The following is a 23063-nucleotide window of genomic DNA, read 5'->3' on the forward strand; positions in this document are numbered from 1 at the left end:
GTAGTGTGAGCAGAGTCAACTCACTGGAGACTTTCTGATGCTTAAGCGCTCACTCTGCACCGCCATTGCTCTTACCACCACGATGGCAAGTTTGGCTCTTTCGGCAAACGCCGTTGCCGACGACAAGCTCGTGCTCTACACCAGCCAGCCCAACAGCGATGCCCAGCAAACAGTCGATGCCTTCCAGGCAGCCTATCCGGATATTGAGGTGGAGTGGGTACGCGACGGTACCACGCGGTTGATGACCCGCCTGCGCTCTGAGCTTTCCGCCGGGGTCAGTAACCCGGATGTGCTGCTGATCGCCGACAGCATGACCATGGAGTCGTTAAAGCAGGAAGACCAGCTTCAGGCTTATTTGAGCCCTAATCGTGAAGCCTTTGATGCCGAGCTTTTTGACCCTGAAGGCTTCTACTACGGCACCAAGCTGATCACCACCGGAATCGTGTATAACACCGGCGCTGACGAGCAGCCGCAAAGCTGGCAGGACCTGCTCAAGCCTGAATATGAAGGCTTAGTGACCATGCCAAGCCCGCTTTATTCGGGGGCTGCCCTGATTCACATGGCGGCGATTAGTGAAAATCCTGACCTGGGTGAAAGCTATTACGATGCCTTGCATGACAACCGCACCGAGGCCCAAGGCGGTAACGGCGGGGTATTCAACGCAGTGGCAGCGGGCACCAAGCCTTACGGCATCGTGGTGGATTTCCTGCCCATCCGCGAAGCGGCCAAAGGCTCGCCGGTCGAGTTTGTCTTCCCTGAAGAGGGTGTGAGCGCGGTCACTGAGCCCGTCGCCATTATGGCCGGTGCCAAGAACGTCGACGCGGCTCAGAAGTTTGTCGATTTCGTGCTCTCGGAAGAGGGTCAGCAGTTGGTCAGCGAGCAGGGGTATCTGCCTGCCCACCCGGGTGTTACGCCGCCGGAAGGCTTCCCCGCCCGCGATACCATCGAGCTGATGCCTGTTGATATCGCCCAAGCGCTTGAGCAGGAAGAAGCCCTGAAGCAGCGTTTTAGCGACCTGTTCGGCGGCTGATCATGTCACCGAGCCTTACCCAAGGCAGCCAGCACCGCTGGCTGCTTACCCTTTTGACGCTTACCGTCGTCCTGCTGAGTCTGGCGCCTAGCCTGCGTCTTTTAGTAGAAGCGTTAAGCGACCTGACCCAAGGGGGCAACGCGCCGCTATGGCATGTGCTCCAGTCTGCGAGTACCTGGCGAGCGCTGTGGCGCAGCCTGTATACCTCGGGGCTGGGCATGCTGATTGCCCTTGCGTTGGGCAGCCTGTTTGCGTTTGTGATTACCCTCACCGACATTCGCGGCAAGGCGTGGCTGGTGTTCTGTTTTATGTTGCCGATGATGATTCCGCCCCAGGTCACGGCACTTAGCTGGTTACAGCTATTTGGCCCGGCAAGCCCGCTATTAAAAAGCATCGGCATGGCGCCGCCGTTGGGCAGCCCGCAGCCGCTCTACTCGGCGGAAGGCATCGCCCTGCTGTTAGGTATTCAAAGCGCCCCGCTGGTGTTTCTGGCGCTGCGCACCTCGCTACTTTCTCTACCCCGCGAACTGGTCGAAGCGGCCCGCATTAGCGGCGCCCGGCAGAATCAGGTATGGCGGCATATTGTTCTGCCCGTGACGAGAAGCGGCCTGGTGGCCGGTGCCGCCATGGCGTTTATCTCAAGCCTGGGTAACTTTGGCATCCCGGCCATGCTGGGCATTCCAGCAAGCTACTACGTACTGCCTACGCTGATCTATCAGCGCATGGCCAGTTTTGGCACTGGCGTACTGGCTGAGATGGCCGCCCTTTCGCTACTGATCGGCGTGCTGGCGCTGGCGGGCGTGGCGCTTCAGCAACACTGGATGGGCCGCAGCCGTTTTGGGCTGGTGGGGCATAGCGGGCGCGCCCATGATTTCTCACTCGGCCGCTTTCGCGCGCTGGTCACGGTGCTGCTGGTCAGTGTGTTGCTGGTCATTCTTGTCGCGCCGCTGGTGGCGCTGGTAGTCAGCTCGCTGGTGCCGGCCATGGGCGTACCGCTCAACGCCGATACCGCCACTTTGAATGCCTACCATGAAGTGATTGGCCGCCAGGGCGCTACGTGGCGCGCCATGCGCAATAGCTTTTGGCTTGCCGGTGGCGCAGCCGTGATGCTCATGCTGTGCAGCCTGCCGCTGGCATACCGCCTCCAGCGGCTTCCAGCGCGCCTGCAAAACCTGACGCTGAGTATTATCGAACTGCCTTATGCCTTGCCCGGCGTGGTACTCGCAATTGCCTGCATTCTGCTGTTCGTGCGCCCACTGCCCATTATCAACGTCGCACTGTACGGCACGCTGGGGCTGATCTTCGTGGCTTATCTGGCGCGTTTTCTGGTGGTGTGCCTCAAGCCGGTCAGTGCGAGCCTCGCCCAGTTAGATCCTTCGCTTGAAGAAGCCGCCCAGCTTGCCGGTGCCGGCCCTTGGCGCCGCCTTGCCACTATCGTGATGCCGCTGATTGCGCCCGCGCTGTTTGCCGGGGGCTTGCTGGTATTTCTGCTGGCCGTCAACGAGCTGACCGTCTCGGCGCTTTTATGGAGTGCGGGCAACGAAACCCTGGGCGTGCTGATTTTCAACCTTGATGAAGGTGGCGAAAGCGTTCTGGCCTCAGCGGTGTCCGTGCTGGTCGTGCTGATGGTCGCCTCACTCATGCTCTCGCTTAGCCTTCTGGCCCCGCGTTTACCCAAAGGAGTCGTGCCATGGCAGGGCTAACCCTCAAGCAAGTCACCAAACAGTTTGGCGAACACAAGGCCGTGGATGGGCTTTCATTAACGGTTGAACCGGGTGAGTTTGTCGCCCTGCTCGGCCCCAGCGGCTGCGGCAAAACCACCATGCTGCGTATGCTGGCCGGTTTCGAGCAGGTAAGCGGCGGTGAAATCCATCTGGGCGATACGCTTCTGGCAAGCGAGCAGCACCACGTGCTCCCCGAGCAGCGCAACATGGCCATGGTGTTTCAATCCTACGCGCTGTGGCCGCATATGAGCGTCGCCGATAACGTCGGCTACCCGCTCAAGCTACGCGGCGTGCGCGGGGCGGATTATCAGCGCCGCGTTGAGCAGGCGCTTGCCCTTGTGGCACTTGAGCCTTACGCCCAGCGCACGCCTCAGGACTTAAGCGGCGGCCAGCGCCAACGCGTGGCACTCGCCCGCTGCCTGGTCACTAACCCGTCAGTAGTGCTTCTGGATGAGCCCTTAGCGAACCTGGACCGCCACCTGCGTGCTTCTATGGAACACAGCTTTGCAGATTTTCACCGCCGCACCGAGGCCACTATGGTCTATGTCACCCATGACCAAAGCGAAGCCATGGCGCTTGCTGACCGTATCGCGGTGATGCAGGCGGGCAAGCTGGTGCAGTGGGCCACGCCCGAAACGCTCTACCGCGAGCCGCGCACGTCCTGGGTGGCAAGCTTTATCGGCCAGGGCAGCCAGTTGATGATAAGCACCGGCGCACCAGGCAGGAGCCTTGGCGGCCATGATCTGATGCAGGGGCTGGCGTCTCCCGCATCTCAGCGTCATCAGGCAGTGCTGGTGCGCCCGGAACATATTCAGGTGCACCCCGAGGCGCCCAGCCAGCAGGATTTAACCGCCCGCGTTGAGCGCCAGACCTTTCGTGGCGAACGCTATGAGATTCACCTGCGCATGAGGGATGGCGCAACGCTGCTCGCCTATCATCCTCACGCGCTGAAAGAGGGCCAGCAGGTGGCGCTAACGCTCCTGGAAGGCTGGTGTCTGGAGCCCGACCAATGAACGCCAGCATCAACATATTAAGCGGCCTGGGCGATAAAGGCCCCGCAGCTATTGTGGTGGAAGCCAACGGCAAGCGGCTTCTGTTGGATGCCGGCGGCGCGCTGCACCCAGGCGAGCCAATTACCTGGGCGCGCGGGCTTGATGTCGATGCGGTGATTATCAGTCACGACCATATCGATCATATTGGCGGCGTCAGCGAGCTACCCGCTACGCTACCGCTTTACTGCACGCCGCTGGTGGCTCAGGCGCTTCCCGATGGGCGCGCCTGGCAGTCACTGCCCGAGCGGGGCACCTGCCAAATTGCCGGTATTACGGTGACCACCGGGCAGGCGGGCCATTCATTGGGCGGGGTTTGGATTCACCTAGATGTCGAGGGCGGCATTTTCTACAGCGGCGACGCCTGCTTTGAATCCCGGCTGTTTCCGTTTGATACGCCGCCCCCGGCGCGTATTGCGCTACTGGACGCTTCTTATGGCACCTACGATCAACCCCAGCAGGCATGTGTGGACGCCATCAGCGAACACTTGTGCCGCCCGCTGGTTTTCCCGGTGCCTGAATCAGGCCGAGCGCTTGAGATGGCACTCTGGCTAGCCGAAGAGGCGGATGCTCGCGGGCTTTCGCTTGCTATTGATCCGATTATTCGCGCCAATCTGCAAACCCTGCTGGCGCTCCCCGCAACGCTTCGCCGCTCCCATGCGGATAAAAGAATAGAAGCGCTTCTGGCGCGCCCCGACGCCTCCCAGCCAAGCCTCAAGCTGATCAGTGACCGCGATGATACGGCGGCCATGTGGCCAGGCTTTCAACTGATGCACACCGGTTACCTGACGCCTTCGCGCTGCGCTGAGCTGGCCGCTGGCGACATCCTCTGGCAGCGCTGGAATGTGCATCTGCGCGCCTCACACCTGGTTGCGCTTGCCGATCAGGTAAACGCCGAACGTGTGGTGCCACTGTTTACTCCTTTATCCGAACCGGCTCTTAGCGCTTGGCGCACGTTACTCGGTGCGCGCCTCACCACACAAAAGACCCTGTTCTTGAATACTTACGCCTTGAATACTCACATCTTAAATAACCGGAGCCTTGCATGACCCAAGCAGTGATTGTCGATGTTGACGGTACGTTAGCTGAATTTCACCCCACGAAAGTACACGAATGGGTGTTAGGCCCCGCCAAGCAGTGGGACCCCTTCTTTGCATTTATGGCCGAAGCGCCAGTGATCGAACCGGTCGCCCGGCTGGTGAAATTATTAAAAGCCCAAGGCCAGCAGATCATCATTTGCAGCGGCCGCCCGGACACTCACCGAGAGCATACCCACGAATGGCTGACCCGCAACGCCATACCGTTTGACGCCATGTATCTGCGCCCGGATGGCCATGACCACGTGGATGACGAAGCGGTCAAGGAAGCCCTGCTCAGCACCATGCGTGAAGACGGTTTCGAGCCCTGGCTGGTGCTGGACGACCGCGATGCAGTCGTCGCCCAGTGGCGCGCCCTGGGCCTTACCTGCCTGCAATGCGCCCCGGGTGATTTTTAACCAAACGCCGCCCGAACGATATTTTCCTAACGCCCGTTACTTGTTGAGCTTCTTGTAACGCTGTTCGGCCCTCTTGATGGTGGCGATTTTTTCGGGCCGCTTCATGGATTTCCAGTGGCGAATTTCTTCTATGCTTCGCCCGCAGCCGGTGCACATGCCGCCCTTCAACTGACAGGCGGATATACAGGGGCTATCGATTTTCTTGGCCATCAGTGCCTCACACTTCGCGCGCGCAGACGGCGCTGCCAGTTACCGCCATGGGTGCGCTGGCACGCCTGTTCACTATCGAAGTCAATGTGCGGTGTGATGCTATCCAGCGCCACCCCCGCCTCAGCCAAAGCACTGGCCGTGAAATCATGCAGGCGCTGTTTGGCTTCGCCCTTTAGCGCTGAAGCTAAATGGGCATCGGTATCAAATACCCAGATAACCACCAGGCTTTCGGGGAAGTGTTGGTAGTCCACGCAGTGAGTTAACCAGACGAACCCAACCACCTCAGTCTTGGCCTGCTCGCAGACTTCAGTCAGCGAAGCAACAAGCTGGCGCTCCAGCTTGCCGCGTTCCCGTTTAACAATCATTTAACCACCTGACGTAACAAATAAAAGAACATGACTATGTTATAACATCTTAAGAAAGCAGAGGCGCGTTTGGCCGCCGCTGCCATGCCAGCAGCACCATAGGCAGTAACGAGACAGGAATCAGCAGCGCATTGAGCATCGCCCAGCCCAGGGTGTTGACCAACGGCCCCGCCAGTAGCGCTGTCAAGGCCGCCGTACCGAATACCAGAAACTCGTTGGCCGCTTGAGTGCGCGCCTTGTCTGCCGGTTGATAGCTTTGCGTCAATAACCCGGTAGCGGGCAGGAAGGTGAAATTCCAACCAAGCCCTAGCAGGATCAACGCAACATTAAAGCCCGCTAGCCCGGCATCAAACTGTGCAGCAATTGCGCTTGCCACCAGCAGCAAGCAGCCAGCGCTAATCATGCGTGGGGCACCAAAGCGCGCCGTCAAATGGCCGGTAAAAAATGAGGGCAAGAACATGGCAACCACATGCCACTGAATAGTGGTGGCGACATGGTTAAAGTTGTGCCCGCCCCCTTCCATCGCCAGCGGTGTGGCGGTCATGGCCAGATTCATCACGCCGTAGCCAATGGCCGCCGCGCTAACGGCCAGTAGAAAACCGGGCTGGCACAGGATAGCGGGCAAGGGCTTTTTCTCCCCCTCTACTGCCTGCACAAAAGCGACCGGCAACCGCGTGCAAAGCAATATGCCCAGTGCCAATACGTAGAGCACGCCCAGCCCAACGAAGCTACCTAAAAACGGCGTCTCGCTCAGCTCACGGCTAAAGCGGGCAAGCCAAGGGCCTGCAAATGCCGCTACCACTCCACCGCCCATCACTAAACCAAGCGCTTTATCGCGCAGTGCCGTGGGAGATGCTTCAAGGGCTGCAAAGCGGTAGAGCTGCCCAAAGCCAATGCCGATACCAATTAGCCAGGTCGCCAGCAGGAACAGACCAAAGCTTTGCTGACGTAGCGCCAAAATGGCCACGGCCGTACCTATCAAGCCAATAAGATTACCCAGCACAAACCCGCGTTTACGCCCCAGCCGCCTCATGATTAAAGAGGCGGGAATAGTGGCGCACATTAGCCCCAGCCACTGGCTGGCCACCGGTACAGTGGCCCAGTTAGCCGTCGGTGCCAGCGAGGCGCCAATGAGAGGCGATACGGCAATCAGCAGGATATTGCCACTGACCAACAGCGCTTGGCACAGCGATAACAGCGTAACGGTTAATGGCATGGCGATGGCTCCAAAGGCGTAGGCACAAGAGTAGGCGTGAGGGTAGACGTAAGGGCAGACTTAGCCGCCGCGCCGAAGCGCTGACGATATACAGAAGGGGAAACACCGTAGTAACGTTGAAACTGGCGACGCAACTGCTCGGCGCCGCCCAAGCGCCAGCGCTCGGCTAACCGCTCAAGCGATACCGTTTGATGCCCATCCAGCAGCGCCAAACGCGCCTGCTCCAAGCGTAGCTGGGTCAAATAAGTAACCGGCGTCGTGGCCAAGTGGCGCTTGAATAGCCGGGTAAGATGACGTGGTGATACGGCCATTAAGGATGCCATACTTTCCAGCGAATGTGCCCCGCCAGGGTTGGCATGCAGATGATCCAGCAAGCGACGCAACGGGCCAGCATCTTGCTGGCAGCGTAGAAGTTCGCTGAACTGCGACTGCCCGCCGGGGCGATGCAGAAACATCACCAGTTCTCGTGCTACTTGCCCGGCAAGGGCAGCGCCGTGGTCGGCTTCTACCAGCGAAAGTGCCAGATCGATACCGGCCGTTATCCCGGCGCTGGTGTAGCGATCACCGCTTTGGATATACAGCGCATCGGGCTCAACATTAAGCGCGGGGTACTCCTCGGCAAGCTGGTCGGCGTGGCGCCAATGGGTAGTGACGCGCTGGCCATCTAAAAGCCCGGCGGCAGCAAGCAAGAAAGCCCCTGAGCAGATAGAGCCTAACCGGCGCACGTGAGGCGCCAGCTCACGTAAAAGAGCCAGCACGTGCGGGTCTTGGCGTAACGCCATTACACCGCTGCCACCTGCAATAAGTAACGTATCCAAAGGCAGTAGCTGGGGAAGTTCGGCATAGGTGTGGCTGGCGTACACCGCCAGGCCGCCGTTAGTCATCACCGGCCCAGATGCATCGGCGACCAGGGTTAAGCGGTACAAGGGCTCCGGGCTTAGTGCGTTGGCGCTGGCAAACACCTGCCAAGGGCCGCTGACATCCAGCAATTGGCAATCGGGGTAAGCCAATAAGGCAATATGGCGCGTCACGTTCTCTCTCCAGATCGTTAATAGGGAGAGTTTCCGCCGCGCGCGACGTGTCGGCAAGGACCATTACCCCACCAATACGGACATTACCTAACCTGGCTGACTGATCGGCGCTTCCATACGGCGCACGCTGGCCACAAAGTCGCTGAATCGCTCCCCCTGGATCAGCACGTGGTCACATAGCGCCTGCTCAGCCAGTGCAGCATCGCCTTGGGTAATGGCATCGACAATGGTCTGGTGCTCGCTCAAGGAGTTATTCATGCGCTGGCGAACCTGTAATTGCAGGCGACGATAGGGCTTTAAGCGCTGTTTTAGCTGACGAGCTTCGCTGGCTAGAAACGTATTGTGGCTCGCCGCATAAATGCAGTCATGAAACGCTTCGTTTTCGTAGTAGTACTCGTCGGTATCACCCGCGTGTGCCGCTGCTTCACAGCGCTGATGGGCTGCCTGAAGCTCTGCCAGCTCTGGGTCACTAATGCGTCGGGCCGCCAAGCGCCCGCACATGCCCTCAAGCTCGGCCATGACTTCAAACATCTCGATTAATTGGTCGATGCCGACCTTGGCCACAAAGGTGCCTTTTTTCGGTGATACGGTGACCAAACCGCTAGCCACCAGTTGCTGGAAGGCTTCACGCACGGGCGTGCGAGAAACATTAAACGTTCGCCCTAGCTCGTCCGGGTCGAGCCGTTCACCTGGCACCCGCCGCCCATTAATAATGTCATCTTCCAACGAGTCCCTAAGCCGTTGAGCGTTGGAACGTTTGCTCTCAGCCATCTGTTTCCCACCCCTTTTATTTATAAGAGCGACCGACCGCCTTACTGTCTTCAGGGCCGGAACGTGACGCTTAACTCTTCCACCACTAGCGAAATATATATCATACGTCTTGATATACATTCGATCAGCTTTCCAACACTCCTACATTAAAACAAGCTCACGGAGATAACGTAAGCAGTAGCACCTCAGCCTGCTGCTGAAGCGTAACTGGGCGGTTGACTATCTTTATCCATGTTATCGACTCCTTTTATCGTACGCTTAACGGAGAACTCCTCTCCTGCCTGTGGGTCTTAAATGGGCTCGCTCAAGAAGCGCTGCTGATAGTGAAACATCCAGGCGCGCAGCGTGTTAGCGTAGCCTTTTACTCAAACGCGATAGTGCGTTATTAGAAGATGATGAATTGTCAGTGCCAACATAACCTTCATTTTGCATAAGGAGCTTGCTGCTTTGATTACTCACAATGAAACGGGTGCTTTCTCGGCAGCCGAACTCTATCGCGTTATTAACGATGCCTCCGCACAGGAAGAAGCCGTTGAACTGGAGTGGCCAGCGGCCAATGTTAGTTTAGATGAAGCCAACCAAACGTTGATTTGGGAGCTTCACGATTACGGCAATTTAACCTTAACGCTTTCGCGCAGCGACAATGAGTGGATTGCCATGACCGCCATTGCCCCGCTGGACAGCGTATCGAATCCGGCTGAGCTTAACGACGTGTTACTGCGCCAGGGCCTTGCGCTTCCGCTTGCCTCTATCGGTATCGTATCCATTGATAATCGAGATTTTTACGTGGCTTACGGGCAGCTGTTTGGCGATTCAAAGCTGGTGTCTATTTGTGCTGAATTACATGCCACGGCCAGCGCTGCCATGGAAGTCGCCGACTTAATTCACGATCACTTTTCTTAATACGCGTTTAGGAGCAACTTTATGTTAAGCAAAATCATGACGGCGTTACGTGGTAAAGCGAATGAGACCGGCCAGGCCGTCGTTGACTCTCAAGCGCTGCGTATTTTGGACCAGGAAATCCGAGATTCTGAAAATCACCTGAAACAGTCCAAAACCGAACTTGCGCGCTTAATGGGTCAACGCCAGTTGAACAGTAACAAGGCAGATACCCTGGAAAGCAAAATTGCCGAGCTTGAGCAGAGCGCTGAAGCCGCGCTGGATAAAGGCGAAGAAGCGTTAGCGGTCGAAGTTGCCGAGCGCATGGTCAGCATGCAGGATGAGCTGGACGCCGAGCGCAGCATCGTCAGCGAGTACGACGCCAGCATTGAAAGCCTGCGCGGAGCCATTCGCAATACGGATAACCAGCTGCGCCAGCTAAAACAGCAGGTGAGCGTGGTAAAAGCGACAGAGTCTGCACAGAAGGCTCAGTCTGCCGTAGCGGCGCGCCACTCCGGGCAAAATAGCGCCATGGGCAGTGCGATGGAGTCTCTTGACCGGATCCGTGAGCGCCAGCAGCTTAACTCAGCCCAGATGCAGGCGGCCGACCAAATGGCTGCCGAAGAGAGCGGTTCATCGCTGGATGCACGCCTGAAAGCGGCGGGCATTGGCGCCAATGAGCGCAAAGCCGAAGACGTGCTGGCACGTCTGAAAGCCAAGAAAAATACTCCACAAGCGTAAACGTGGCACAGCGCCCGCCCACCGGCGGGCCTGCACGTCACTGAGCCATATTGATTCTGCACCAACGATTCGCGCTATCGGCTTGCCCTTTGGAGGCTTCTCGAATGTTCAAGACACTTAAGGCCCTGTTCGGCACTTCCAATGAGGCGGCGAACCCTGCGGCAGAAAACGCCTCCACCTTCACTGCTGGCCTGCCGACCGGGATGTCACAAGAAGATTTTGCGGGGCTGCGTCTGGATGGGCGCGTCAACATTCAGTTGGCTGAGTTAAGCGCCTATTCCGATGCACTCTTTGGGTGGGACAGCGCGCCCTATCATCATGTTGCGGCTGTCGGGCATATCGACCTTGGCCAGGGCGCCCACTTGGTACGCTTTTATCTGGATAACGATACGTGGCTGCAAGCCAACGTCGAAAACCAGCGCGTGATTGAGTACAAGCTGTTTGATTTTTATCGTGTGACGCATTTGTCGGATATCGAGTTCGATGCGCTGATCAACGCAAGCGATAAAAAGGCAGGCCAGCTGGGTGCACAAACGATTGCTGTCGAGGCGACCGATGCTTCCGAGCGCACCGGCCAGTTTCAGCGTGTGTGGGGCGATGAAGCGAGCCTTTGGTCGCCGCCCGTCGTGCTTGAAGAGCAGGTAATGACCACCGAAAGCGTCATGACGCGTAGCGTTACCCACCATGCCATGCTGTACGAGCGCCCTATCGAAGACTCCGAACGCATGGAGTACGTATTGCTGAATGCGGAAGATGACGGTGAGGGTGGGTTTATGCTGGTACAAAATCTCGGTGTTGATGTTACATCGGTCGATATTGATGCTATTTAAACGCGGCAAGCCCCAACACACGCCATCACCACAACGTTGACTCTCAACCAAGGAAGATTTTATACATGCAGTATTTACAAGGCTTACCCCACTTTTTGGGCTATCTGATCGGCGCACTCGTGCTTCTCGTTGCGTTTATGTACTGTTATAGCCGTATCACGCCCCACCACGAGTGGACGTTAATTCGCGAAGGTAATGCTGCGGCGGCCACGGCCTATGCGGGTTCTATCGTCGGTTTTACACTGCCGCTCTACAGCGCTATGGCCAACTCCATCAGTTTCATCGATTTCATCTTGTGGGGCATCATCGCGTTTGGTGTTCAACTGGCGGCTTTCTTTGGTCTGAAGATGGTGCTGAAGAATCAGGGAGAAAGCCTGTCACTGCATATCACTGAAGGTCATATGGCTTACGGTATTCTGGCGGGTAGTGTCTCCATTGCGGTTGGCCTGATTAATGCCGCCTCGATGACGTGGTAAGGAGTTTAACGATGGCACATAACGATCAGACCCCACACCTGCCGCGACGCAAACGCAGCGCCCGCCTCTCGCTTGCGATGATGGGCGCCAGCGCATTCGGGCTAACGGCGTGTGGCCAGCCAGAGCAAACGACCGATGTAAGCTTTGACAGCCCACGCAGCTACCAGAGTGTTGATGAGTGCGTGGCCGCCGATGTATATACCCGCAGCGCCTGTGAAGATGCCTACGAGGCGTCCATTAAAGAAGTCCCCCGCTTCAATACGCTTGAAGAGTGTGAGGCTGAACACGGTGAAGGAGCCTGCACAGCTCCTACCGAACAGCAGTCGCAGGCGGCCACCGGCAGCAGCGGCGGTGGCTGGTTTATGCCCGCCATGATGGGTTACATGGTGGGTAACATGATGTCGCGCACCAGCCACGGTGCGACCAACCGGGGAGTGTACCAAGAACCGGTTTACCGCAATCGTCAGAACCAGGGCAACTGGAATACCGCCACTAACCAGGCCAGCCAGCGTGTCAATCAGCGCCACCAGGCCCTGCGTACCACGGCGACCCAGAACCGCCAGGCCACGCAGCGTCGCGGCTTCGGTTCTCGCTCATCCGCTCGCGGCGGCTGGGGCTCGTGATGTACCTCGGAAACCTCCATGCTTAGAGTTGATGTTGCAGAACGCGCCAACTGGAAAGCCCTGGCCCACGAGCTGGGGTTTCATTTTCATACCATCGGCGGCGAACCCTACTGGAAAGAGAGCGCCTACTACCAGTTCTCGCTGGATCAAATAGAGCGGGATATTGAGGCGCCTACCGAAGAGCTGCATGAAATGTGCATGGAGCTTGTTGACCGTGTCTGTCACTCCAATGCGCTGATGCAACGCCTGGCGCTGCCGGAGTTCATGTGGGACACCATTCACGACTCCTGGGTGTCTGGCCAGCCACACCTTTATGGGCGGATGGATTTTGCCTATTCAGGCCAGGGCCACGCCAAGCTGCTTGAGCTTAACTACGATACGCCCACCTCACTGTATGAAGCGGGCTTTTTCCAGTGGGTATGGCTTGAGCAGGCAATTCAACAAGGCATAATTCCGCGCCACGCCGATCAATATAACTCCATTCAGGAGCGCCTGATCAACGCGATGGCGCATATTGGCAACCGGTTAGACAGCGCCGAGATGTACTTTTCATGTATCAAGGATAATGACGAAGAGCGTGCGACCGTACACTACCTGCAGGATGTAGCCGTTCAGGCCGGTTTAAAAGCGCCCTTTATTTATACCGAAGATATTGGCTACCAGCGCGACGGCGACTACTTTGTTGACCTGGATAATCAGCCCATTCAGGCACTGTTTAAACTCTACCCTTGGGAAGAGTTGGCCGACGATGCGTTTGGCGAAAAGATTCCCCAACTGCACACCCACTGGTTTGAACCACCGTGGAAGGCGATTCTGTCTAACAAGGGCATTCTGCCCCTGCTGTGGGAGCACTTTAAGGGCCACCCTAATTTGCTACCTGCCTATTTTGAAGAGCGCTCGCCTTCACCGCTGCCGCCCGGCTGGGTACGCAAGCCGTTCTTTTCACGCGAAGGCAGCAATATTGAACTGTTAACGCCAGAGGGTCAGCGTGAGGCAGTGGATGGCCCCTATACGGACAGCCCTTGGATTCGCCAGGCCTACCACCCCATGCCGCGCTTTGGCGAACATCACGCGTTAATCGGCAGTTGGGTGGTGGGTGATCGTGCTTGCGGGATCGGCGTGCGGGAAGACGTAGGGCGAATTACCAAGGATTCATCCTGCTTTGTGCCCCACGCCATTGTTTAACGGTCAGGAGAACACGCCTGCTTACTCCGCCAACCATAAGCAGCTAACGGTATCGCCTGGCGTTACCTGATGATGGGGAGGAATAACCGCCAAGGCATCGGCCTCAATACACGACGACAATACGCCGGAGTTCTGGTCAGCAAAGGCCTGGGCCGTTATACCGGAAGGTGAAAAATTAAGCGTTACGCGCATATAGTGCTGGCGCGGCCCGGTCGAAGTCTCAAAATTCGCCGTTGCGGTTAACGTTGGCAATGCCTTCAGTGCTGGGCAAGCCAACAACGCCCCCATGAGCGGGCGCAAAAATAGCCAGGCCCCCACAAATCCCGAAACTGGATTGCCCGGCAAACCCACAAACCTTGCCTCACTGCCATCAGCGCGAGGCAAGCGGCCTAGCGCCAAGGGCTTGCCTGGGCGTATGGCCAAGCGCCATAAATCCAGCTCGCCCAAGGCATCAAGCGCGGCCTTAACGTGGTCTTCTTCCCCCACACTGACACCGCCAGTGCTTACCACGACATCGGCGTCAGCGGCGGCTTGGGTTAATAGCGCCACCGTTTGAGCGTAGTCATCCGGCACACTAACGACCTGCACCACGTCAGCGCCAAAGCGCTCAAGCAGGCGCTTTAACATGGGCCGGTTGGAGTTATAAATCTGCCCCGGCGCCAGCGGTGTCCCGGGGTCGACGATCTCATCGCCGGTCGAGAGCAGGGCAACTTTAGGGCGGCGACGTACGCTCACCTGGGTGATGCCCTGCCCCGCTAAATGCCCCAACGCGGCCGCTTCCAGACGCAGTCCTTTGTTGAGCAAACAGTCTCCCAAACGCACATCCCGCCCTTGGCGGCGCACATTGTCGTCAGGCGGAATATTGTCCGGTATCAAGGCCTTGCCTGCCTCAACGCTAACGCGCTCCTGCATGACGACGCAGTCCGCGCCTGCTGGCAATTCGCCACCGGTAAAGATGCGTGCACAGCTACCGGGTGCCAGCGGCGCTACCTGTGTTCCCGCCGCAATGCGCTGGCTGATGGGCAGCCACCGACCCGCATCGCTTGCGCGCAACGCATAGCCATCCATCGCACTGTTATCAAAGGGCGGGACGTTAAGCGCTGCCATCACGTCGTCAGCCAGCACCCGCCCGCCAGCGGCGCCCAAGGCGGTTTCTTCCGCACTGACGGGACTCACGCCAGCCAGCAGCGCTTCAAGCGCGGCACTTACTGTTTGCAAATCAGCTGTTTGTAAATCAGTCGGCTGCAAATCAGCCATGCTGGCCTCGCTCGGGGATCACCAGGTTGGCAAAATTGCACGGTTTGTGGCGGCTATCGAGCTGCTCTTTCAAAATGCCTTCCCACCCCGTATGGCAGGCGCCGGTTGAGCCGGGCAGACAGAAGATGACCGTGGCATTCGCCAGGCCACCTAAGCAGCGGCTTTGAATGGTGGAACTGCCAATCTCCTCGCCACTTAGTTGACGAAACCGCTCTCCAAATCCTTCGATATGCTTATCCAGCAGTACCGAAATGGCTTCCGGTGTGGAATCACGGCCGGTAAAGCCGGTGCCGCCGGTAGTAATAACCACCTGCACCCCGGCGTCGGCAATCCACTGGGCCACGATAGCGCGAATCTGGTAGATATCGTCAGCCACGATACGCTTCTCGGCGAGCCGATGGCCGGCGGTGGTCAAACTCTCGACCAACTGCTGACCAGAGCGATCATTCTCTTCGGTGCGCGTATCTGAAATCGTCAGTATGGCTATGTTGAGGGCAACCATCGGCTCCATAACGCTACTCCTGACCGCTTTTCTTGGCTTGACGAGCGTCCAACGCCGCCAACTGTTCAGGCGTTGCAGTGCCCTGATAGTGCGTTTTCCACTCGCTGTAGGGCATTTTGTAGACGTACTCGCGCGCGGCTTCGTAATCAAGCCGCTCGCCTCGCTCTTCGGCTGCGCTCACCAGCCATTTGGAAAGGCAGTTACGGCAAAAGTCCGCCAGGATCATCAGGTCGATATTCTGTACGTCCTTGTTATCATCCAGGTGGCTCAGCAAACGCCGAAAGGCAGCGGCCTCAAGCTCAGTGCGAGTAGCCTGATCAAACTCGTTAAAATCTGACATTAGCGTTTCCCTCATAAAAAGTGACTGTTGTGCAGCATACCAAAAGACACCGCTTATCGGCGCTGTTCCACCCGATAACGTAGCCAAGCGAACCCACTGTTTGATATGGGTCATAGTGCTTACCATCAAGCATCTAACGCATAAACAAGCGCATAGACAAGCAAGGCCCTTGGCCGCCATCATAGCGACAAGGGATCTACACTTGGAAATGGCAAGGCTGATCGGCCAGAGGAGACATGCCGATGATCACGACCCACGCATTAACCGGCATGGTGCTCGCTGGTGGCGAAGGCCGCCGCATGGGCGGGCGCGATAAGGGGCTGGAGCCCTTTGCTGGGCGACCTCTGTTTGCCCACACAGCGGCCAGGCTTGAAGGGCAGGTTGCTGAACTGCTGATTAGCGCTAACCGTAATCTTGACACCTACCGCCTGTTTGGGCGTGTGATCAGTGATACGGAATCAGGCTTCCAAGGCCCTTTAATGGGCATTTATAGCGGGCTGCGCGCAGCAAACACGCCGTGGCTATTGATAGTTCCTTGCGATACGCCGCTTCTCCCGGACAACCTGGTCGCACGCATGCTGGCAGGCATACAAAGCGCCGATATCGCCGTGGCGTTTGATGGTCAGTATCTGCATCCTACAGTGGCCTTGATACGCACCGCACTGGCAGATGATCTTCAGGCGGCCCTGAAAAGCGGCGAGCGTAAAATTCAGCGCTGGTACGCACGTCATAATATGCGCCGTGTGGATATGTCCGACTGTCTCGACGCCTTCGCCAATCTCAATACCGCCGAAGAGAAAAGCCGCTTGGAAGCGCAATGCCTATCCGCCAGGAACGTACCATGACGCTCTCCTGCTTTGAACTTGGCGACCAGATGCTGAGCGTGGAAGAAGCCCGCCAGGCGCTGACAACGCTTATCGAAAGACCGCTTGCCCATGAAGTCATTGACCTGCACCGTGCCCATGGCCGCCGCTTGGCGCACGATATTATGGCGCCGATCAACGTACCGCCCGGTACCAACGCCGCGATGGATGGTATTGCCCTTGCCTGGCCAGACACACAGCCATCCCAATGGCTGCTTATCGGTCACTCTTTGGCAGGGCATGGTTTTCAGGGCTCCGTGCCGCCAGGTGCTTGCGTGCGGATTACCACGGGTGCCCCGCTACCAGAGGGCGCCGATACGGTCATTATGCAGGAGCAGTTAACAACGCACGGCGAGCACCTTCACATCGCAAACCCTGAGCGCGTTAAGCGTGGCCAGAACGTACGCTTGGCCGGGGAAGATATTCTCAAGGGCAGCCTGGCGCTTCCAAAAGGAACGCGTTTGGATGCCGCTAGTATGGGGCTACTTGCATCGCTCGGCGTGGCACAGGTTTGCGTGGTCCGGCCACCGACGGTGGCGCTGTTTTCCACCGGCGATGAAGTGACAGCACTTGGCGAGCCGCTGGAGAATGCCCGCATTTATGATGCCAACCGGTTTACCTTGATGGGTTTATTAACCGAACAGGGTGCAGAGGTGATTGATCTGGGTATTCTTCCCGATGATCAGCAGGCGATATGTAAGGCGTTATCCCACGCCGCCCAAGTGAGCGATCTGGTGCTCACCAGCGGCGGAGTATCGGCGGGGCAAGCTGACTTTACACGGCCTGCCCTTGAACAACTGGGCCAACTAACGTTCTGGCGTGTTGCATTACGCCCAGGGCGGCCACTGGCCTGCGGCTGGCTGGGAGAGTCGCGTACGCCCTTTGTGGGCTTGCCCGGCAACCCTGTCGCTGTCATGGTAACCTTTTCACAGTTTGTCGTGCCGTTGCTCCATCACTTGCAGGCATTCGCCATGACTCCGCCCCCTAGGCTTTACGCTGTCGCAGATGAAGTGCTTAACAGCCGCTACCAGCGTACTGATTTTTTGCGCGGCATTTACCATAGCGATACGCAAGGTGTGCTCCACGTACGCACGACAGGCGCGCAAGGGTCCGGTATGTTAAGTTCGATGGTCGCGGCTAACTGCCTGATCGAGCTACCCGAAGACCAGAACGGTGCACAAGCTGGCGAGGTAGTCTGCATTCAACCACTTGTGAGATGGCCATGACTAAGCAACTAATAGATGACTTTGGTCGCCGAGTTAGCTATGTCCGCATCTCGGTGACCGACCGCTGCGACTTCCGCTGTGTGTACTGCATGAGCGAGGAAATGACGTTTCTTCCGCGTGCCCAAGTGCTTACCCTTGAAGAGATCAGCATGGTCGCCCAAGCCTTTACCGAACTGGGTGTTGAAAAAATTCGCCTGACCGGTGGTGAGCCCCTGGTGCGCCGGGACATAGAACAGCTGGTCGATGACATTGGTCAGTTGCCCGGGCTTAGCGATTTCACCATGACCACCAATGGCGCCAGCCTGCGTAAACATGCCCTAAGGCTTTACGCAGGTGGCCTGCGCCGTCTCAATATCAGCCTGGATTCACTGGACCCGGAGCGCTTTAAAAAGCTCACCCGCACCGGCGATTTAACACGCGTTATTGACGGCATCCATGCGGCAAAAGAGGCCGGATTTACCCGCATCAAGTTAAATGCGGTTATTTTAAAAGGCCGTAATGATGATGAGGTGCTGGACCTTGTCGACTTTGCGCGTGACGAAGGGCTGGATATCAGCTTTATTGAAGAGATGCCGCTGGGCGATGTGTCCGACCACTCACGCGCAGAAACCTTCTACTCAAGTGATGATGTACAGGCCCTGATTGAAAAGCGCTATACGCTAACCCCGACCACCGAAACCACGCCAGGCCCGTCGCGCTACTTTAAAATGGCCGACAGTGACAGCCGAGTTGGCTTTATATCGCCACACAGCCACAACTTCTGCGACACCTGTAATCGCGTGCGGGTCACGGTAGAAGGCCGTTTATTGCTCTGCTTGGGTAACGAACACTCGGTCGACTTGCGCGCCGTGCTGCGCCGCTATCCCGGTGATATGCCGCGCCTTAAAGAGGCGATTGTGAATGCGCTACCGCTCAAACCCGAGCGACACCATTTCACCACCGACGGCGATATTCAGGTTGTTCGCTTTATGAATATGACAGGGGGTTAACTCGTGGCAGCGTTGGCAAAAGTGCCGGTTCATATCATCACCGGCTTTTTGGGAAGTGGTAAAACCACCCTCATTCACCGTCTGATTGAACAAAAGCCTGCGCATGAAACGTGGGCCATTTTAGTGAATGAGTTCGGTCAAATTGGTATCGACCAGGCGATGTTTGAGCAACGCGACGATATCGTTATTAAAGGTTTGCCTGGCGGCTGTTTGTGCTGCCAGCTCGCCTTTGTGATGCAGGCAGCACTTGTTAACCTGCTGGCACGCAGTAAGCCAGACCGCGTGATTATCGAGCCCTCTGGACTTGGTCACCCCGCCGGTTTGCTGGACCTGCTGCGCGGCGAGGCCTTTAACGCTGTCGTTGATGTGCGCGATATTATTGCCACGCTGGACCCACGCCGTCTGGATGACCCGCGTGCGCTCAATCATGAAACGTTTCAGGACCAGTTGGCGATTGCCGATGCGGTAGCCATCACCTTATGGGACCAGGCCACCGATCAACAGCAGCAGGCAGCGCAGCAGTTTGCCAATGCCTTATGGCCGCCGCGTAAATGGGTCGAGCCGGTTACCAATGGCGAACTGCCACTTGAACGATTAACGCACAGTGGCCAAAGCCCTGCCCACGACCTGGCCGTTCCGGAAGCGCACCGCACATTAACCGCGCCCCCTGGTTTGGAGGGCGGATTTTTTGACTTTCCGCCAGCCAAAGGCGCACCACAGCAGGAAACCGGTGTGGCGCTGGGCTATGTAAGCTTGGGATTGCGCTGGCACCCTGACGAGCACTTTGACCTGGACAGCCTGGCACAATGTTTAGGTGAATTACCCCGTGATGCCCGTATTAAAGGCGTGTTTCATACGACCAGCGGCTGGCAGCAGCTTAACCGCGCTGATGGTGCGCTAAATGTAGAAAGTAGCGCCTGGCGGCAGGACTCGCGGCTGGAAATCATTATCCCTGAAGCGCTGGCGAGTACGGTGCCAGATATCACGGCACTTGCGTCAATGCTCTCCCCCGCGCCATTTCATCAAAACGGCTGATATCAAGAAACATCAAGCTCCGCTTCCAACGCGTCGATGGTGACCGGGCGCCCAAACAGATAACCTTGATAGGCGTGGCAACCATGAGCGAATAACCACGCCTGCTGCGCCTGCGTTTCGACTCCCTCAGCGATCACCTCCAGGCTCAGGCTTTTTGCCAGCGCAATGGTACTCTCGACAATCGCCGCATTCGCGCTACTGGTCAGCACCTGGCGCACAAAACTCTGGTCTATTTTCAGTTGGTCCAAGGGTAGCTGAGCCAGGTAGGCAAGGGATGAATAACCGGTCCCAAAATCATCCAGTGAGAGGCGAACGCCCAGCGCTTTTAGGAACAACATTTTATCACGGGCGCTGTCGCGGACATCCACAAACAGCGACTCTGTCACTTCAAGCTTTAAGCGGTCAAGCGGTGCTTGGGTACGTTCAAAGATAGCCGTGATACGCGGTATAAACTCAGCATCGTGAAACTGCAGAGGGCTGATATTTACCGACATCGTCAAGTGGCAGAACCGGTCATGCTGTGCCCAGCTCGCCAACTGGTGGCAAGCTTTCTCCAGCACCCATGCACCTACTTCAATAATCAGGCCGGTACTCTCTAACAGCGGTATAAAGTCCCCGGGTGATACAAGACCCCGCTCGGGATGCTGCCAGCGCAAAAGCGCCTCGACCCCGGTCGTCTTTCCATTTACTTCCACCTGGGGCTGGTAATAAAGCTGCCACTGGTCAAGCGCCTGTGCCTGCCGTAAGTCACGTTCCAGATGCGTTGAGGCTAACAGCGCTGCCTGCATATCGGGGTCAAAAAAGCACAGCGTGTCACGGCCTCTCGCCTTGGCTTGAAATAGCGCCATATCCGCCTGCTGAAGATACTCATTTTGCTCGTTGGTCGAATAGTCCAGGAGGGTGATACCGATACTGGCCGTCACGCTGACCGAGTGTTCAATGAGTGAACTGGTACGGCGTATGGCAACCATCAACTTATGGGCGATGAGCTCAGCCAACTGAGCCGCTTTAGCCGCATCGGTATCCAGCGACTGAATGAGTATCGCGAACTCATCACCGCCTAAACGTGCCAAGGTATCGCTTTCCCGCAGCTGTTGATGAAGCAGGCGCGCAACGCCCTGAAGCAAACGGTCACCGATAGGGTGCCCAAACACATCGTTAACCTGTTTGAAATGATCGATACCGATCAGCAGAAGCGCACCATAAGAGCGATGTCGATGCACCTCTTTAAGCGCTGCGCCCAAGCGGTCCATAAAGAGACGGCGATTCGCCATCCCCGTCACTGAATCATAAAACGCCAGTTGGTGGATCTCCTGTTCAGCGGCTTTGCGCTCGCTAATATCGGCAACGGTGGCCACGTAATGGGTTAGCTGCTGGTCAGCATTGCGAATTGAGCTAATAACGACCCACTCGGGAAAGATATCGCCGTTCTTGCGCTGGTTCCAAACTTCGCCTTCCCAACGGCCATGCTGTTTGACGCTGCGCCATAAACGACGATAGAAACCAGAGTCGTGACGGTTAGAATTAAACATCTTTGCGTCACGGCCAATCACTTCGGCTTCGCTATAGCCGGTAATCTGAGTAAACATCGGATTGGCTTTCAGTATTTTCCCTTCGGCATCCGCGATGATGATGCCCAGGTGCGCCTGAAAAGCGGCGGCCGGGATATTAAGCTCCGCTTCACTCCGTTTGGCTTCGGTAATATCACGCGCGACTAGCAACGTGCCTGAAAAGCGGCCATCAGGATGTACTAAGGGGCTTACTACGGCCTGAAAAAAGTATTCCCCCCTAGGCACCCTCAACTGATATTCAAGCGTCACTGCTTGGCGATGCTGCCTTACCTGTTCAAAGACAGTATCAAAGCGCTTGGATAAACCAACGGACATTACCTCGTTATAATGTTTACCTAACAGACTATCTTTGCCTTTCAGCAACATTCCTTCATCCAGGGCATGCGTATAGGTTATTTGATTGTTTTGGTCGAAAACGATGATCAAGTCCTGGATAGAGTTAATAAGCGTCCTGAGCCGAGCTTCTCCTGTCTGGGCTTGGGTACGCGCCTGATCAAGCTCTTTAAGGCGATGTTGTAATAACTGAGCTAACCTTATCCGCTTAAGGTAATGACGAACTCCCCATGCACCCAACAACGTAATAGCGATAAAGATACCGATGGTAATCCCGGCGCGCTGATGCCACCCCGCTAACACCTCGTCCAAATCCATACCGACGACCACCCATATCGGATAGTTGTCGACGCGCTGTACCCAAAAAATTCGCTCACGTTGATCCAAAATGGACCACATCACGTCCGACCACGGGGTCTGGCCGCTGTCCAGGACGCGTTGCATGGTCGCGCCCTCCACTTGCCCCCCGGTTTGCGTGCGCTCGTCACCAGGATTGCGGGCGATTAATGTAAGCGTGTCGTCTACCAGGGCAATGCTTTCACCCTGACGAAGCTGCATTTGGTTAACCATGTCGGCAAATGCTTGTGATGCCACTCGTGCTGATGCCATGCCCGCAAAGGCACCTGATGAATCTGTCAGACGTAACGCGTGTATCAGAGCGTAGGTTTGCTCCTCACTGGACCAGTAAAGCGGCGTAACGATGTCCTCTATGGGATAGTCAGGGTCGCCCAAGACTTTATAAAAATCCTGGTCACTAAAATCCGCTCCCTGATAGTGGTTATCTCCACTGCTGGCAAGCACAACACCCTGACGATCCATCAGTGCAACTCGTTGAACCAGGGGGGCATAGCGGTGACGCTCACTTAACATTTGGGACATCTGCGCAGGGCTAACCATACCCGACATACCCTGGAGGTCGGCGACACTGATAAGCACGTGGTACGTTTGAGAGAAGATGCTTTCTACCCACTCACCAATCAGGCTGGCACGCGCATCGCTCTGCGCCTCAGCAGAGGCTATCTCCTGTTCACGCTGCTCCTTTAAAAACCAGCCGAACAGGCTGAATAGCAGCAGTAAAGCAATAACGTATAGAGCGTAGACATTGCGACGCTGGTGGCGAAAGGCATCATCGGCAGGCTTTTCGCCCTCTGTGTTCTGGTCCTTTCTCATCAATATATCTACAACAGGCATAGCGCATCGACCTTGGCCAGAAAACAAAAGAGCACGTATACATTGATAGGATGATGTACCGCGTAAACGTCGTCAGCATTACTCTTTATCCTGCCAACCGTTAGATAGAATAACGGCAAACGATTTATTCA

Annotated in this window: 24 protein-coding genes; 15 read left to right on the plus strand and 9 right to left on the minus strand. The window is 56.8% G+C overall.

What is annotated here, in order from left to right:
• The first annotated feature begins 37 nt into the window (after positions 1-37).
• From ACT3RQ_RS02585 to ACT3RQ_RS02605, 5 genes are read left to right on the plus strand one after another with little or no spacing between them, the layout of a single operon-like run.
• Positions 38-1030 carry an ABC transporter substrate-binding protein gene (locus ACT3RQ_RS02585; RefSeq protein WP_193054249.1) on the plus strand — a complete coding sequence of 331 codons (993 nt, stop codon included), beginning with the start codon at positions 38-40 and terminating at the stop codon, positions 1028-1030.
• A gap of 2 nt (positions 1031-1032) precedes the next feature.
• The gene (locus tag ACT3RQ_RS02590) at positions 1033-2733 is read left to right on the plus strand and encodes an ABC transporter permease (protein ID WP_444679952.1); all 1701 of its coding nucleotides are present in this window, start codon (positions 1033-1035) and stop codon (positions 2731-2733) included.
• Positions 2721-3767, plus strand: coding sequence for an ABC transporter ATP-binding protein (locus tag ACT3RQ_RS02595; RefSeq protein WP_444679953.1), 1047 nt, complete (start codon positions 2721-2723; stop codon positions 3765-3767). The genes ACT3RQ_RS02590 and ACT3RQ_RS02595 overlap by 13 nt, the downstream gene beginning before the upstream one ends.
• Positions 3764-4852: an MBL fold metallo-hydrolase gene (locus ACT3RQ_RS02600; RefSeq protein ID WP_444679954.1), complete on the plus strand. Its 1089-nt coding sequence runs from the start codon at positions 3764-3766 to the stop codon at positions 4850-4852. Before ACT3RQ_RS02595 ends, ACT3RQ_RS02600 begins: the two co-directional genes overlap by 4 nt.
• Complete coding sequence (locus tag ACT3RQ_RS02605; RefSeq protein WP_193054245.1) at positions 4849-5298, plus strand: phosphatase domain-containing protein; 450 nt, start codon at positions 4849-4851, stop codon at positions 5296-5298. The genes ACT3RQ_RS02600 and ACT3RQ_RS02605 overlap by 4 nt, the downstream gene beginning before the upstream one ends.
• Positions 5299-5334: 36 nt before the next feature.
• On the opposite strand, the gene ACT3RQ_RS02610 is transcribed toward ACT3RQ_RS02605, so the two are convergent.
• The 5 genes from ACT3RQ_RS02610 to ACT3RQ_RS02630 all read right to left on the minus strand — a co-directional run bounded on the left by ACT3RQ_RS02610 (position 5335) and on the right by ACT3RQ_RS02630 (position 8891).
• Positions 5335-5508 carry a DUF1289 domain-containing protein gene (locus ACT3RQ_RS02610; protein ID WP_172117922.1) on the minus strand — a complete coding sequence of 58 codons (174 nt, stop codon included), beginning with the start codon at positions 5506-5508 and terminating at the stop codon, positions 5335-5337.
• Entirely contained in the window at positions 5508-5873 is a 366-nt protein-coding gene (locus ACT3RQ_RS02615) for a hypothetical protein (RefSeq protein WP_444679955.1), read from the minus strand. The genes ACT3RQ_RS02610 and ACT3RQ_RS02615 overlap by 1 nt, the downstream gene beginning before the upstream one ends.
• A gap of 49 nt (positions 5874-5922) precedes the next feature.
• On the minus strand, positions 5923-7089 hold the full coding sequence (locus ACT3RQ_RS02620; protein WP_444679956.1) for an MFS transporter: 1167 nt from the start codon (positions 7087-7089) through the stop codon (positions 5923-5925).
• On the minus strand, positions 7080-8120 hold the full coding sequence (locus tag ACT3RQ_RS02625; RefSeq protein ID WP_444679957.1) for a GlxA family transcriptional regulator: 1041 nt from the start codon (positions 8118-8120) through the stop codon (positions 7080-7082). Before ACT3RQ_RS02625 ends, ACT3RQ_RS02620 begins: the two co-directional genes overlap by 10 nt.
• 87 nt (positions 8121-8207) lie before the next feature.
• Positions 8208-8891, minus strand: a complete 684-nt coding sequence (locus ACT3RQ_RS02630) for a GntR family transcriptional regulator (protein WP_444679958.1) — start codon at positions 8889-8891, stop codon at positions 8208-8210.
• Positions 8892-9338: 447 nt separating this feature from the next.
• Between ACT3RQ_RS02630 and ACT3RQ_RS02635 the strand changes: the two genes are divergently transcribed.
• From ACT3RQ_RS02635 to ACT3RQ_RS02660, 6 genes are all read left to right on the plus strand, one after another.
• Positions 9339-9794, plus strand: a complete 456-nt coding sequence (locus ACT3RQ_RS02635; protein ID WP_172117917.1) for a DUF2170 family protein — start codon at positions 9339-9341, stop codon at positions 9792-9794.
• Between the two features lie 21 nt (positions 9795-9815).
• Complete coding sequence (locus ACT3RQ_RS02640) at positions 9816-10511, plus strand: PspA/IM30 family protein (protein WP_444621547.1); 696 nt, start codon at positions 9816-9818, stop codon at positions 10509-10511.
• Between the two features lie 104 nt (positions 10512-10615).
• Complete coding sequence (locus ACT3RQ_RS02645; protein WP_444679959.1) at positions 10616-11341, plus strand: DUF2491 family protein; 726 nt, start codon at positions 10616-10618, stop codon at positions 11339-11341.
• Positions 11342-11406: 65 nt separating this feature from the next.
• Positions 11407-11817 carry a DUF350 domain-containing protein gene (locus ACT3RQ_RS02650; RefSeq protein WP_172117914.1) on the plus strand — a complete coding sequence of 137 codons (411 nt, stop codon included), beginning with the start codon at positions 11407-11409 and terminating at the stop codon, positions 11815-11817.
• Positions 11818-11828: 11 nt separating this feature from the next.
• Positions 11829-12440: a DUF1190 domain-containing protein gene (locus ACT3RQ_RS02655; RefSeq protein WP_172117913.1), complete on the plus strand. Its 612-nt coding sequence runs from the start codon at positions 11829-11831 to the stop codon at positions 12438-12440.
• Between the two features lie 18 nt (positions 12441-12458).
• Entirely contained in the window at positions 12459-13625 is a 1167-nt protein-coding gene (locus tag ACT3RQ_RS02660; RefSeq protein ID WP_444679960.1) for a glutathionylspermidine synthase family protein, read from the plus strand.
• Between the two features lie 21 nt (positions 13626-13646).
• On the opposite strand, the gene ACT3RQ_RS02665 is transcribed toward ACT3RQ_RS02660, so the two are convergent.
• The 3 genes from ACT3RQ_RS02665 to ACT3RQ_RS02675 are packed head-to-tail and all read right to left on the minus strand — an operon-like array spanning position 13647 to position 15724.
• Entirely contained in the window at positions 13647-14882 is a 1236-nt protein-coding gene (locus tag ACT3RQ_RS02665) for a molybdopterin molybdotransferase MoeA (protein ID WP_444679961.1), read from the minus strand.
• The gene (gene moaB, locus ACT3RQ_RS02670) at positions 14875-15393 is read right to left on the minus strand and encodes a molybdenum cofactor biosynthesis protein B (protein ID WP_444679962.1); all 519 of its coding nucleotides are present in this window, start codon (positions 15391-15393) and stop codon (positions 14875-14877) included. The genes ACT3RQ_RS02665 and moaB overlap by 8 nt, the downstream gene beginning before the upstream one ends.
• Positions 15394-15397: 4 nt before the next feature.
• Positions 15398-15724 carry a DUF1244 domain-containing protein gene (locus ACT3RQ_RS02675; protein WP_172117909.1) on the minus strand — a complete coding sequence of 109 codons (327 nt, stop codon included), beginning with the start codon at positions 15722-15724 and terminating at the stop codon, positions 15398-15400.
• Positions 15725-15966: 242 nt separating this feature from the next.
• On the opposite strand from ACT3RQ_RS02675, the gene mobA reads away from it, so the two are divergent.
• From mobA to ACT3RQ_RS02695, 4 genes are read left to right on the plus strand one after another with little or no spacing between them, the layout of a single operon-like run.
• On the plus strand, positions 15967-16569 hold the full coding sequence (gene mobA / locus ACT3RQ_RS02680) for a molybdenum cofactor guanylyltransferase MobA (protein WP_444679963.1): 603 nt from the start codon (positions 15967-15969) through the stop codon (positions 16567-16569).
• Positions 16566-17813: a molybdopterin molybdotransferase MoeA gene (gene moeA, locus ACT3RQ_RS02685; protein WP_444679998.1), complete on the plus strand. Its 1248-nt coding sequence runs from the start codon at positions 16566-16568 to the stop codon at positions 17811-17813. Before mobA ends, moeA begins: the two co-directional genes overlap by 4 nt.
• Positions 17810-18802 (plus strand): GTP 3',8-cyclase MoaA, encoded by a 993-nt coding sequence (moaA, locus tag ACT3RQ_RS02690; protein ID WP_444679964.1) that lies wholly within the window; start codon positions 17810-17812, stop codon positions 18800-18802. Before moeA ends, moaA begins: the two co-directional genes overlap by 4 nt.
• A gap of 3 nt (positions 18803-18805) precedes the next feature.
• The gene (locus tag ACT3RQ_RS02695) at positions 18806-19837 is read left to right on the plus strand and encodes a CobW family GTP-binding protein (RefSeq protein ID WP_444679965.1); all 1032 of its coding nucleotides are present in this window, start codon (positions 18806-18808) and stop codon (positions 19835-19837) included.
• Positions 19838-19839: 2 nt separating this feature from the next.
• On the opposite strand, the gene ACT3RQ_RS02700 is transcribed toward ACT3RQ_RS02695, so the two are convergent.
• Positions 19840-22932, minus strand: coding sequence for an EAL domain-containing protein (locus tag ACT3RQ_RS02700; RefSeq protein WP_444679966.1), 3093 nt, complete (start codon positions 22930-22932; stop codon positions 19840-19842).
• Positions 22933-23063 lie beyond the last annotated feature (131 nt).

Source organism: Halomonas sp. AOP43-D1-4, assembly GCF_052446175.1.
GTDB classification, from domain to species: Bacteria; Pseudomonadota; Gammaproteobacteria; order Pseudomonadales; family Halomonadaceae; genus Vreelandella; species Vreelandella citrativorans.

Excerpts from the sequence above, each read along its gene's own strand:
- ACT3RQ_RS02585 (WP_193054249.1), top strand. The coding sequence starts at position 38 with ATGCTTAAGCGCTCACTCTGCACCGCCATTGCTCTTACCACCACGATG.
- ACT3RQ_RS02590 (WP_444679952.1), top strand. The coding sequence starts at position 1,033 with ATGTCACCGAGCCTTACCCAAGGCAGCCAGCACCGCTGGCTGCTTACC.
- ACT3RQ_RS02595 (WP_444679953.1), top strand. The coding sequence starts at position 2,721 with ATGGCAGGGCTAACCCTCAAGCAAGTCACCAAACAGTTTGGCGAACAC.
- ACT3RQ_RS02600 (WP_444679954.1), top strand. The coding sequence starts at position 3,764 with ATGAACGCCAGCATCAACATATTAAGCGGCCTGGGCGATAAAGGCCCC.
- ACT3RQ_RS02605 (WP_193054245.1), top strand. The coding sequence starts at position 4,849 with ATGACCCAAGCAGTGATTGTCGATGTTGACGGTACGTTAGCTGAATTT.
- ACT3RQ_RS02610 (WP_172117922.1), bottom strand. The coding sequence starts at position 5,508 with ATGGCCAAGAAAATCGATAGCCCCTGTATATCCGCCTGTCAGTTGAAG.
- ACT3RQ_RS02615 (WP_444679955.1), bottom strand. The coding sequence starts at position 5,873 with ATGATTGTTAAACGGGAACGCGGCAAGCTGGAGCGCCAGCTTGTTGCT.
- ACT3RQ_RS02620 (WP_444679956.1), bottom strand. The coding sequence starts at position 7,089 with ATGCCATTAACCGTTACGCTGTTATCGCTGTGCCAAGCGCTGTTGGTC.
- ACT3RQ_RS02630 (WP_444679958.1), bottom strand. The coding sequence starts at position 8,891 with ATGGCTGAGAGCAAACGTTCCAACGCTCAACGGCTTAGGGACTCGTTG.
- ACT3RQ_RS02640 (WP_444621547.1), top strand. The coding sequence starts at position 9,816 with ATGTTAAGCAAAATCATGACGGCGTTACGTGGTAAAGCGAATGAGACC.
- ACT3RQ_RS02645 (WP_444679959.1), top strand. The coding sequence starts at position 10,616 with ATGTTCAAGACACTTAAGGCCCTGTTCGGCACTTCCAATGAGGCGGCG.
- ACT3RQ_RS02650 (WP_172117914.1), top strand. The coding sequence starts at position 11,407 with ATGCAGTATTTACAAGGCTTACCCCACTTTTTGGGCTATCTGATCGGC.
- ACT3RQ_RS02655 (WP_172117913.1), top strand. The coding sequence starts at position 11,829 with ATGGCACATAACGATCAGACCCCACACCTGCCGCGACGCAAACGCAGC.
- ACT3RQ_RS02660 (WP_444679960.1), top strand. The coding sequence starts at position 12,459 with ATGCTTAGAGTTGATGTTGCAGAACGCGCCAACTGGAAAGCCCTGGCC.
- ACT3RQ_RS02665 (WP_444679961.1), bottom strand. The coding sequence starts at position 14,882 with ATGGCTGATTTGCAGCCGACTGATTTACAAACAGCTGATTTGCAAACA.
- moaB (WP_444679962.1), bottom strand. The coding sequence starts at position 15,393 with ATGGAGCCGATGGTTGCCCTCAACATAGCCATACTGACGATTTCAGAT.
- ACT3RQ_RS02675 (WP_172117909.1), bottom strand. The coding sequence starts at position 15,724 with ATGTCAGATTTTAACGAGTTTGATCAGGCTACTCGCACTGAGCTTGAG.
- mobA (WP_444679963.1), top strand. The coding sequence starts at position 15,967 with ATGATCACGACCCACGCATTAACCGGCATGGTGCTCGCTGGTGGCGAA.
- moeA (WP_444679998.1), top strand. The coding sequence starts at position 16,566 with ATGACGCTCTCCTGCTTTGAACTTGGCGACCAGATGCTGAGCGTGGAA.
- moaA (WP_444679964.1), top strand. The coding sequence starts at position 17,810 with ATGACTAAGCAACTAATAGATGACTTTGGTCGCCGAGTTAGCTATGTC.
- ACT3RQ_RS02700 (WP_444679966.1), bottom strand. The coding sequence starts at position 22,932 with ATGCCTGTTGTAGATATATTGATGAGAAAGGACCAGAACACAGAGGGC.